This window comes from Methanosarcina sp. 1.H.A.2.2, from assembly GCF_000979975.1.
In the GTDB taxonomy this organism is placed as follows: Archaea; Halobacteriota; Methanosarcinia; order Methanosarcinales; family Methanosarcinaceae; genus Methanosarcina.
In genome coordinates, this window is the sequence record NZ_JJQL01000040.1 from 1 (window position 1) to 12,295 (window position 12,295).

Sequence of the window (12,295 nt, forward strand, 5' to 3'; positions counted from 1 at the left end):
ATTTCATTTTGTATATTTTGTCCAATCTATCTATTTTTATTTTAGTCTTTTTCATTCTATTCTGTTTGACTCAGTTCTTTTTCAATTTTTCCCCGCTTTCCTTCTCACAGTACCCTCCCCCACCCGGCGTCTCAATAACAAAAACATCTCCCCTTTTTAGCTTAATTTCAGCCTGTCCCTCAACCTTGAGAACACTGCCGTCTCTGCGGATAAGCGTGTTCTTTCCGCACTTCCCGGGCCTGCCACCTTTGAGCCCGAAGGGCGGGAGTTTCCTGTGGCTTGAGAGAATGGCTGCATTCATATCTTTCAGGAACCTTATTTTCCGGACAACCCCGTTTCCGCCCCTGAATTTACCCTCTCCCCCACTTCCCTGCCGGATGGAAAACTCCTCTAGCAAAACCGGAAACCTTGTTTCAAGGATCTCAGGGTCGGTGATTCTGGAGTTGGTCATGTGGGTATGGACAGCATCCGTCCCTGAAAATCCGGGGCCTGCCCCTGCTCCTCCGCAGATGGTTTCATAGTACTGGAAATCTGAATTTCCGAAGGTGAAATTATTCATGGTACCCTGGGAAGCCGCCAGCGTGCCAAGAGCTCCGAAAAGGGCATCAACAATGTACTGCGAGGTCTCAACGTTGCCTGCAACAACTGCTGCAGGATATTCCGGCCTGAGCATGGACCCTTCGGGGATGATAATTTCAAGCGGCCTTAAACAGCCTGCATTCAGGGGGATATCACTTTTTACAAGTGTCCTGAAAGCGTAGAGGACAGCAGCCAGGCAAACAGAGGCAGGAGCATTGAAATTATTTGAAAGCTGGGGGGAAGTACCCGTAAAATCGATTCTGGCACCCCGGTTCTTGCGGTCAATGGTGACTTTCACTTTAATTGCATTCCCGTCATCGAGCAAATAGGTGAATTCTCCGTCTGCAAGCCTGTCAATAACTCTTCTGACGGCTTCTTCTGCGTTATCCTGCACATGGTCCATATAAGCTTCAACGGTTTCAAGGGAAAATTCTTCGACCATCCTGTGCAGCTCCTGAAGCCCTTTTTCATTTGCAGCTACCTGGGCCCGGAGGTCAGCCGTGTTCTGGTCCGGGTTTCTCGCAGGGTATTTTCCCGAGTTCAACCAGGCCTTCAGCTTTTCTTCACAGAAACGTCCCTGTTTGACTATTTTCATGCCCTCGCTCAGCACCCCTTCTTCTTCAATGGTCTTGCTGCCCGGAGGCACGGAGCCCGGGCTTATTCCTCCTACATCGGCATGATGGCCTCGGGAAGCCAGATAAAACAGGACCTCTCCGGAACTGCCAAACATCGGAGTAACAACCGTGATATCCGGGAGATGAGTGCCTCCATGATATGGAGAGTTGATCAGGTATACATCCCCTGCGTGCATTTCCTGAAACTGTGTCCGGATAAGGGATTTTACGCATTCCCCCATGGAACCCAGGTGCACGGGGATGTGAGGGGCGTTTGCTATCAGGTTTCCGTGCCTGTCGAAAATCGCACAGGAAAAGTCAAGCCTCTCCTTTATATTTACGGAGTGGGCGGTTTTCTGCAGGGTGTAGCCCATCTGCTCGGCAACGGACATGAACCTGTTATTGAAAATCTCAAGCATTACAGGGTCAGCCTCTGTCCCGATGGCTGTCCTGGCAGGAAGCGGAACTCTGCGGGTAAGGAGAAGGTGGTTGCGTGCAGTAATCTCTCCTTCCCAGCCGGGTTCAATTATAATGGTAGTGTTTTTTTCAATCAGAATTGCAGGCCCGCTTATACAGGTCCCGGGCCTGAGTTCTTCTATCTGGAAGACAGGAGTTTTGCGGAATTCCCCATAACTGTACATCCTGACTCTGGAAACGGGTGAAAACATGGGGTTCTCTTCAGTTTCAAGCAGAGGGTCAGAAACCCTCTCCGTAACCCCTACGACCTCCACTGAGACGGCTTCTACAAAAATGGATTTTCCTTCCATTACGAATCCGAAGCGTTTCTTGTGGGCTTCCTCAAACCCGGTCCTGAGGGCTTCTTTATCCGCAAAATCTACATCTAACTGCGTATCCGAACCTGCATAGCGCATATGTACCCTGTAAAGGACCCTGATGCAGTCTTCCTTAACCCCCTGCTCCAGCATTGAAAGCCGCCCTTCCGCCTCATGCCCTGCAAAAACAGATTTTAACTCGTTTATCAGCCCTTCTGACAGTTCAGCCCCAATATATTGTTCTTTGATCAGTCTCTGGTCTGCAAGCCCCATACCGTATGCAGAAAGAACTCCGGCATAAGGGTGGATGAAAATGCTTTTGATCCCGAGGGCATCTGCAACCCTGCATGCGTGCTGGGCTCCCGCACCTCCAAAGCAGCAGAGGGTATATTCTTTTATATTGTATCCCCGCTGGACCGAGATTTTCTTGATCGCATTTGCCATATTCTCGACTGCTACGGAAAGGAAACCCTCGGCTGCCTGCTCGGGTGTAAGGGCCCCGCTCTCATGGGTGCTTCTCTCGCCAGAGACCTCTTCAGCAAGTTTTTCAAATCTCCTGCGCACAATTTCAGAATCAAGAGGCTGATCTGCACCCGGCCCGAAGATCTTCGGGAACAATTCTGGCTGCAATTTCCCAAGCATAAGGTTGCAGTCCGTAACCGTTAAAGGCCCTCCTTTTCGGTAACATGCTGGTCCGGGATCCGATCCTGCAGAATCCGGGCCTACCCTGAACCTGCCCCCTTCGTAATGGAGTATTGAACCCCCGCCTGCTGCAACCGTATGGATGCGCATCATGGGAGAACGCAGGCGTACACCTGCAACTTCTGTTTCCAGACTGCGTTCGTATTCCCCGCTGTACTGGGCTACATCCGTGGATGTCCCTCCCATATCAAAAGTGATTATCTTTTTTGCCCCTGCCATTTCCGAGGTTGCAACTGCCCCCACGATTCCCCCGGCAGGTCCGGAAAGGATGCAGTCCTTGCCCTGGAAAGCACTCGAATCTATAAGCCCGCCGTTGGACTGCATAAACATGAGCCTGGGACTATTTTTCTCCTCTATTTCTTCCTCCAGGCTTTCTTTTTCAGGTGCTTCTTTTTCGCCTTCTCTTTCGTCTTCTCTTTCGCCTTCTCTTTCTTGCAGACTCTTTTCGACCATGTCAACATACCTGCGAAGCACCGGAGAGAGATAAGCATCCACAACCGCTGTTTCCCCTCTGCTCACGAATTTTATTAGCGGGCTTGCCTGATGGGACAGGGACACCTGTGTAAAGCCCGTTTCCCGCGCAAGCCTTCCGAGCTTTAGTTCATGTTCAGGATACCGGTAAGCATGCATAAGGACAATTGCAGCTGAGCGGATGCCAGCGTTGAAGGCCTCTTCAAGCTCTTTTCTGGCTCCCTTAAGGTCCAGGGGCATAAGCTCTTCCCCGCCCGCCCCGGACCTGCCTGAAACTTCGATAACCCTCTCATAAAGCTGGTCCGGAAGTTCGATTTTTTGTGCAAAAATATCCGGGCGGTTCTGGTATCCTATCCTGAGAGCATCTCCAAACCCCCGGGTTATAACAAGAACAGTGCGTTCCCCCTTTCGCTCAAGGAGCGCATTGGTGCCCACGGTTGTACCCATTTTGATGGCTTCCACCTGTTCGGCAGGAAAGGGAGCATTCTCGGGCAGCCCGAGAATCTGGCGGATCCCGTGCATGGCTGCATCTTCATAATGAGCCGGGTCTTCGGAAAGCAGCTTATGTGTAATCAGTTTTCCATCAGGGCTGCGGGCTACGATATCAGTAAACGTGCCTCCGCGGTCTATCCAGAACTGCCAGCGGGTTTTGGGGGACATGAAGGGAATAATTGTATAAGTTATATTAATTATTAATCGGGAATTTTTGAAGTTCTGGCTCTATTTTCAGAAGGTAACAGATTCGTTTTTAAAAATCACTTCGAAGGAATTGTATCTTCTTACAGGAACGCGAATAAAAAGAAAAAGCTTTTGGAGTTAAAGTGTAAAGGAAAAGCAAAAAAAATTGAAAATTTCCCATAGATGATATGTGAATGAGGTAGTTAAATGACAAGTGAAAGGGTGATGCAGCTTATTAGAGAAGCTTATGAAAGGAACCTTACAGAACTTAACTTATCAGGGAACCAGCTGACACAATTGCCGCCTGAAATTACAGAACTTAAAAACCTTACCGAACTTTACTTATTTTGGAACCAGCTGACACAATTGCCACCCGAAATTACAGAACTTAAAAACCTTACAATACTTGACTTATCAGGGAACCAGCTGACACAATTGCCACCCGAAATTACAGAACTTAAAAACCTTACAACACTTAACTTATCAGTGAATCAGCTGACACAACTGACATCCGAAATTACAGAACTTAAAAACCTTACCAAACTTGACTTATCAGGAAACCAGCTGACACAACTGCCATCAGAAATAATAGAACTTAATAACCTTACAATACTTGACTTATCTCGTAACCAGCTGACACAACTGCCACCCGAAATTACAGAACTTAAAAACCTTACAACGCTTTCCTTATCAGGGAACCAGCTAACACAACTGCCACCCGAAATTACAGAACTTAAAAACCTTACAACACTTAACTTATCAGATAATCCCCTAATTTCACTCACTCCAGAAATTGTTTCTATGGGAGTGAAAGCAATATTCACTTATCTGAAACAATCAAAAACTACCGAACATAATGAAGCAAAGTTGATACTTGTAGGTAATGGGGAAGTTGGAAAAACGTGTCTCTCTGACAGGTTGATTAATGGTATATTTGTAGAAGATCAGATCACCGAGGGAATAAAGAGATCTGAATGGAGTATTCCTGCTCCGGGCTCTGAAAACAGTTCAATCAAGTTAAATATCTGGGATTTTGGAGGGCAGGAAATTTACCATGCAACTCACCAATTTTTCCTGACAAAACGCTCGGTCTATCTACTTGTGTGGAACGCACGGAAAACAAAAGACTATGACAAAATATACTACTGGTTGCACACGATTGAAGCTTTTGGAGAGGACAGCCCGATAATCCTTGTAATGAGCAAGATGAACGAAAGTGATGATGATCTGGACTTAAAAGATCTAAAAAGCAAATTCCGTATTGCTGATTATGTAAAGATTGACAGCAAAGATGGAAGAGGAATCAGCAGGTTAAAAGAAAGCATTAGTGAAGCTGCCTGGAATCTTTCTCTAATGAAGGTTATGTGGGTGGATTCATGGTATCAGGTGAGAAAAAGACTGGAAGAAATCAGGGAAAATAGCATTACATACAATGAATTTTACGAAATCTGTAAGTCTGAAGGGTTAGACGACGAAAACATCAATATACTGGATGGATATTTAAACGACCTGGGGGTAACTCTTCATTTCAAAGACAGAATCGCTCTAAGGAACATAGTTATTTTAAAACCTGAATGGGCCACAGGAGCATTTTATAAAATTTTGTCCACGAAGTCTGTTCTCCAACGCGAAGGTGTACTGTTACACAGCGAATTAGATAAGATATGGAATAAAGAAACTTATCCACCAGACATTTATCCTCAACTTATGGAGTTAATGAATAAATTCGAACTTGCGTATGAACTTCCTGATAATAATAGCTATCTCATTCCTGAACTATTACCCAAAAGTTCTCCCGACTTTGATTGGGACGATGAAGAAAATTTGTATTTCTACTATTGTTACGACTCCTTTTTGCCTTCCGGTATAATTACCCGCTTTATCGTGCGCATGCATCAGAACATAGAGAAAAAAGACAATGGTATGCCTCTCTGCTGGAGAGAAGGAGCAGTGTTGAAACTCCAAAATTCGCGTGCCCTTGTAAAGATGAAGCCCGATGAGAGGCAAATCGAAATCAGAATAAAGGGTGACAATAAAAGAGGGGCTCTCGGAGCAATCTGTAACCAGCTAGATCAAATAAACGCCTCTATAAAAAAGATAAATGTCAGTAAACAAATTCCTTGTAATTGTTCCGAAAATTGCCCTCAAAGATATTTCTATGAAGACTTGTTAAAAGCTGAAAAAGCAAACAAAAAAATTGTTCAATGCCACAAGAGTTATGAGGACAGGTCAATTTCATTATTATTAGATGGTTACAAGAGAAGAGAAGAAAGGTTTAGAGAATATGATGAATTTTCTGGCAAAGGGCCAATTTTTGTAATAAGCCCAACGGCACAAGCTTATTCACAAGCAAATCCAACTACTCAAGTAGAACAAAAAACAGATGTTAACACAAACGTTAATGTAAATTTAAAGATAGATTTGCCGCAAATTCAAACCGACTTTGACAATTTAATAAATGAAATAAAACGCTTGAATCCAGAGCTTGATAGTAGCGATCTGGACAAAATTCAGGACAGTCTAGATGAAGTAAGCACTAATTCTGAACAGGGAAAGTTAGTTAAACCTCTTAATAAGTTGCATCGATTTCTCGACAAATTGAGTGATCCTGATTCAGAATACAACAAAATCATTACAGGAACTCAAAAAGGCATAGGACATGCACAAAAGCTTGGCAGAACCTATAACAAATTTGCCCAATGGCTTGCAATGCCTCAAGTTCCAGATTTAGTTCTTGGAAAATGACTTTGTTTGAACTTTCATTCTTACCTTTATTACTTTCATCTATTCCATAGTTTCAACGTTCAGAGCTGCAAGAAATATCCTGAAAAAATCCTATGGATAAATATTGATTTCCTTTCCAAAGTGGCAACTATTTTGCTTGATTTTCAGAAGTTAACAGACTCTTATTTTCAATATTATTTTGAGAAAATCGTATCTTTATAGGAAAATTCGAATAAAAAGAAAAAGCTTCTGGAGTTAAAGTTTGATGAAAAAGTAAGAGAATTGAAAATCTCTCTGATAAATCAGGTGTACAAAAAGGATTTTGAAGGGATATTTAAAATCTGTCCGCGTGAGACAAATTTAGGGATAAAACATCCTTTTGCTATCAGCAAAAAAGATATTAACGATCTCTCTCGAACCCTTCTTTGCTGATAACAAAAAGGATTTAATTATTTAACCAAATTGTAAGCCCATTCGATCCATTCACAGAGGCATTCTAAATCCTCTTTCTCGATGGTAGCACCACACCAGATGCGCAAACCCGAAGGAGCATCCCGGTAAGAACCGATGTCATAAGCAACTTTTTCATTCTCAAGCGTTTTAATCAGTGCTTTAAGCTTTTCGTCGGATAAATCAACTTTAAAGCAGACACTGGTACTGGACCTTATCTCTTTTGTTTCCGCTAAGAAATGGATCCAGTTGTTTTTAGCAACAAATGCCTCAAAGACCTCCAGATTTTCATTTGTCCGCTGGAGAAGTTGTTTAAGCCCTCCGACAGACTCTGCCCATTTTAGTGTTGCCAGCCAATCTTCATTAGCCAGCATGGATGGGGTGTTAATAGTAGAGCCTTCAAAAATCTCCTTATTTAGTTTACCACCTTTGGTCAGTCTGAAAATTTTGGGCAATGGCCAGGCAGGAGTATAGCTTTCTAACCGCTGAACAGCCCGCGGGGATAAAATCAGCATCCCGTGTGCACCTTCCCCACCTAAAACCTTCTGCCATGAGAAGGTAATGACATCCAATTTATGGTAGGGTATATCCATAGCAAATACAGCAGAGGTGGCATCGCAAAGCGTGAGCCCTTCCCGGTCATCAGGAATCCAGTCGCCATTGGGCACTCTGACTCCGCTTGTAGTCCCATTCCAGACAAAGACGACATCATTCTTGAAATCGACCTGCTTTAAATCCGGTAATTTCCCGTATTCTGCCTCAAAAACTCGGGTATCTTTTAATTTTAACTGTTTAGTGATGTCGGTTGCCCATTCTTTACCGAAAGATTCCCAAACCAGAACATCAACCCCGCGGCATCCCAGCATGGACCACAAGCACATTTCAAAAGCGCCTGTATCGGAAGCCGGTACAATACCTACGAGATAATCAGCAGGAAGTCCAAGCATATCTCTTGTTCTTTTAATTGCTTCAGCTAATTTTTCCTTGCCAGGTTTGCTCCGGTGTGACCGGCCAAAAGGTGTATCCTTCAGCTCTTCAACAGAATACCCTGGATGTTTGGCACAAGGCCCGGAAGAAAAACAAGGATTTTTAGGAACTCGTGTTGGTTTCATTTTATCTTTTCCTTTTTTGGTACTGTTATGTCTTAGGGGATAAGAAATTTTCCAGTTACAGGCGAACATGTAATTGTAGCCATCCCCGAAGACTTAACAGTGTACCTTTTATTTATCTTTTCGTGCTACTTTTACATGGTCAAAACCGATGTTCGTAGCCAACAAAAAAGTGCCTATATATCTCTATAGTTTTTTGCATTTGTTTTTTTGCATTTGATGAAAGGTAATCGACCAAATAACCTGTATCTTCCTTTTTTTATTCCTTTTCTCCAACTTTCTAAATTCTGGCTTCTTGGAAATATTTATACATTGGAGGGTGGAATAAATCCCCATGAAAAAGTACCTGGGGATTATTGTTGACGCCGTTTCCAGGCGGCAGTTCAAAGGTGAGATTACTGTTGAAAACGGAAAAATCATTCGTGTTGAAGAGAAGGCACACGATAATGAGCAGTACATCCTGCCAGGGCTGGTGGACGCCCATGTGCATATAGAAAGTTCCATGACCGTGCCTTCGGTTTTTGCCCGGATGGCTGTTGCAAAAGGTACGGTGGCAGTGGTCAGTGATCCTCATGAGATTGCAAACGTGATGGGGGAAGAGGGCATTGATTACATGCTTGAGGATTCAAAAAAAGCCCCTCTTAAGGTCTTTTTTGGGGTGCCCTCGTGTGTGCCGGCTACACCTTTCGAATCAGCCGGGGCGGTGCTGGCTGCAGAGGCTGTGGACCGACTTCTGGCAAGGAAGGACCTGTATTACCTTTCCGAGATGATGAATTTCCCGGGCGTGATTTTAGAATTTCCCGAGGTAATGGCGAAGCTGGAATCAGCTAAAAAGTACGGCAAGATTGTTGACGGGCACGCGCCTGGCTTGAGGGGAGCCGACCTGCAGAAATATATCGGGGCAGGAATTTCCACAGACCACGAATGTTTTACTTACGAAGAAGCGGTTGAGAAAATAAAACTCGGGATGAAGGTCCTGATCAGGGAAGGGAGTTCAGCCAGGAATTTTGAAACCCTGTACAGCTTGATAGATGAATACCCTGAAATGGTTATGCTCTGCACTGATGATTCCCACCCTGATACTCTGATATATGAAGGGCATATCGATAAACTGATCCGGTGCGGCCAGGAGAAGGGACTTGATATCTATAACATTATCAGGGCAGCGGTGATCAATCCGGTGGAGCATTACGGGTTCGATGTCGGACTGCTGCGTGAGGGAGACCCTGCGGATTTCATCATCGTAGACGACCTGAAAGCTTTCAATGTGCTGAGCACCTTTATCGATGGAGAATGTGTTTACGAAAACGGAAAGGTTCTTTTCCCGGTGGAAAAAGTTCCTGCAAGAAATGTTTTCAACAGAAACAAAATTTCAATTGAGGATGTAAAACTGGCTGTGCCTCCTGCAGGGGAAAATAAGGAAAGGGAAAATAAGGAAAATATAACGAAAATAAGAGTGATTGTCGCCAGGGATGGAGAACTGGTTACAGGCCAGGAACTGGCTCTGCCAAAAGTAGAAAACGGCAATCTGGTTTCGGACCCTGTACGGGATATTTTGAAAATGGTCGTCCTGAGCAGGTATGCAGATGACCCTGTTCAGATCGGTTTCATAAAGAATATAGGCTTGAAAAGAGGCGCTATTGCAAGCAGCATTGCCCACGACAGTCACAATATAATTGCAGTTGGAGCCGCCGATCAGGACATAGTTGAAGCTGTCAACCGGCTGGTGGAAAACAGAGGAGGAATCGTTGTGGGCACCGCAGAAAACCTTCTTGATCTTCCGCTTGAGGTTGCGGGCCTTATGAGCACCCTTGATGGAGAAGAGGTAGCTTCCCGGTACCAGCTGCTGAATGCAGAAGCCAGGAGACTGGGAACGTCGCTTGAGTCGCCTTTTATGACTCTTGCATTTATGTCGCTTCTGGTAATTCCCGAACTAAAACTGGGGGATAAGGGCCTGTTTGATGTGACGAAATTCGAATTTGTCGAGCTTTTCGTAAATGAGTGAGCAGAAAAGGGCGGTGCAATTCCCCCAACTTCTGCCTCTTTAGCCTTTTTTGCTTTTTCTGTTTTTGCTTTTTCTGTTTTTGCCTTTTCAGCCTTTCTTGTTTTTGCCTTTTCAGCCTTTCTTGTTTTTGCCTTTTCAGCCTTTTCTGTCTTTGCCTTTTCAGCCTTTTCTGTCTTTGCCTTTTCAGCTTTTTCTGTTTTTGTCATCAGCCTTTTCGGTCCTTTTCCACAATTTTCAAAACATCAACATTCGATGCGGTTTGTACGATAACAAACTGCTTGCTCACGGAAGCTGTTTTCTTTGCTGCGGTCTCCATACAGAGCATGAGGATTTTTACTGCATCCTGAAGGTTACTCTTTTTCGTCCAGTTATCCTTGAAACATTTATTGGCTACCTGCTTTGTAAACTCGTTTCCGAAAGCTATGAAATTGCTTCCCTTTCCCTGTGAGGTCAGGGTAAGTTCCGAGTCCCTGAGTTCGGCAATTGCATAATTTCCTGCTGAAGCGTACAGCCTTCTTTTTTTAACGATCCCGCCTTCAACTGAGGAGACCTCTCCTACCAGGATGCCGTTTCTCTCCGAGACTTTGCTCTTGCAGTCCGTGACCGTTATTTTGACCCCAAATTCCTCTGCCTTTTTTGCCAGTTCCTCGTCCGTAACTATTTCACCGCTGTAAAGCTCTTTTTCAAGTTTCTCTCTATCGGACTTCTCTCCTTCAAAAGTGATTTCCCTCATGTCTCCGGCCATTACTGCACCGTTTTTTCCGACGAAAGCGATAACCAAGGTCATTTTTACATCTCCAGAACATGTCTTAAAAGGATCTAAAGGGATCTTCTGTCTTTAAAGTGTCTATTCCTTATTATTTTAGCTTTGCAGAGAAGTCCTCAAGTGATGTAAATTAATTTTCTTGCAAATTTATTTTTCTGCAAATCTGTTTTCTTTCTCTTACAAAATTGGATGGTCACCTATTAAGCAGTTGATATTTCACCAGGGAACCTGAACCCTATAGAAAAATAAAACATGGAAAGACACAAAACACGGAAATACACAAAATATGGAAAGACACAAAACACGGAAAGCCCGGAAAAAATAGGGAAATGGAGAAAAAACCATGAAGGTTTCAATTTTGCCTTTTTACACTTCACGGCACTTGCTCGGGCTTTTAGTCAATTAGTACGTGACTTCAATAGAGTTTCCATCCTTATCAGTAGCCCTTATCCGTATCAGAGAAGGCAAATAAAAAGCTACAGTTTTGCGCTCTAAAGTATCATTATTTGTATCATCATTTTCTTTTTGATTGATTTTCGCATCAAGAGCCTTCCTTTCGGCGAAAATCGACTTTTTTCCCTCTGAAGCTGGTCTGCTCCGGATTAGTTGTGAAAGAGGGCATATTCTGGATACGTGCATTAACCCAGCACATGCGGAGCATTTAATATTTTTTATTTGGATTCCGGAAAGCTTATTTCTTGTCATGAGTCCCCACTCTTTATTTACTCTCGAATTTTTATATCCCACGTTCATGCAAAATATTTAACACTGTAGTATATCTCCCCACTGTATTTAATTCTTTTGATTTATCGACAAGCCCGTCCTCAAAAAGTAACTATCTAATTATATTACTCCAGCTTTTTTTAGTTCTGGCTTCGGTTTGGTTTTCTAAAAACCTTTTATATAATAGGGGGAAGGCTAGTCTATTTAACATAAAACTCAAAATGTTTAGGAAATAGAGCAAATACCCATTACCTGACCTTTTGCAGATGTTCTAAAAAAAGCATTTTTCTTGTTATCGTTTTTGGAGAATTACTCCTAAATCTGCAATTATTAGTTTAACTGATTCTTCGAGAAATGGGAATTGGAAGCTTTGAATGAAGGCATGAGGTCGAAAAGTGTGGGAAATTTCAAAACCACATGTTTGAATACCCGGGGCAGTTTTCATACTAAACGATATCAGTAACAATTATGAAACTTGAATCGACATCTGCGGAAAGTGGGGATAATGCTTAATTGTAAAAACAAATTACCGGCATCCCTCGAAAAACAGAGAGGGATATTGCCGGTTTTCTTCAGACTCCGGGAAAGGTTATCCTTTAAGGTTTTAGGAGCGTCTAAGGCTAATCCCTGTCATTTTAATGGCGGGATACAGCCGTCAACTCTTCAATAATACGCTTATTGGCAACGTTTTTAAACTTTCA

General features: G+C 43.5%; 6 protein-coding genes. 2 read left to right on the top strand and 4 right to left on the bottom strand.

The features are described from left to right. Nucleotides 1–70: 70 nt before the first annotated feature. A complete protein-coding gene (locus EO93_RS06500; protein WP_048161569.1) occupies nt 71–3,799 on the bottom strand; it encodes a hydantoinase B/oxoprolinase family protein in 3,729 nt (1,242 codons plus the stop codon). Nucleotides 3,800–4,024: 225 nt separating this feature from the next. Here EO93_RS06500 and EO93_RS06505 point away from each other — a divergent pair, with 225 nt between their 5' ends. Further along, a complete protein-coding gene (locus EO93_RS06505; protein ID WP_052735402.1) occupies nt 4,025–6,562 on the top strand; it encodes a COR domain-containing protein in 2,538 nt (845 codons plus the stop codon). A 428-nt stretch (nt 6,563–6,990) separates the two neighbouring features. On the opposite strand, the gene EO93_RS06510 is transcribed toward EO93_RS06505, so the two are convergent. Continuing rightward, nucleotides 6,991–8,103 carry a phosphoserine transaminase gene (locus tag EO93_RS06510; protein ID WP_048161575.1) on the bottom strand — a complete coding sequence of 371 codons (1,113 nt, stop codon included), beginning with the start codon at nt 8,101–8,103 and terminating at the stop codon, nt 6,991–6,993. Nucleotides 8,104–8,434: 331 nt separating this feature from the next. Between EO93_RS06510 and ade the strand changes: the two genes are divergently transcribed. Further along, complete coding sequence (gene ade / locus EO93_RS06515) at nt 8,435–10,105, top strand: adenine deaminase (protein WP_048161570.1); 1,671 nt, start codon at nt 8,435–8,437, stop codon at nt 10,103–10,105. A gap of 205 nt (nt 10,106–10,310) precedes the next feature. On the opposite strand, the gene EO93_RS06520 is transcribed toward ade, so the two are convergent. Both EO93_RS06520 and EO93_RS06525 read right to left on the bottom strand, forming a co-directional pair. Then, entirely contained in the window at nt 10,311–10,892 is a 582-nt protein-coding gene (locus EO93_RS06520; protein ID WP_048161572.1) for a DUF2121 domain-containing protein, read from the bottom strand. A gap of 381 nt (nt 10,893–11,273) precedes the next feature. Next, nucleotides 11,274–11,618: a hypothetical protein gene (locus EO93_RS06525; protein ID WP_156161249.1), complete on the bottom strand. Its 345-nt coding sequence runs from the start codon at nt 11,616–11,618 to the stop codon at nt 11,274–11,276. Between the last annotated feature and the right edge of the window lie 677 nt (nt 11,619–12,295).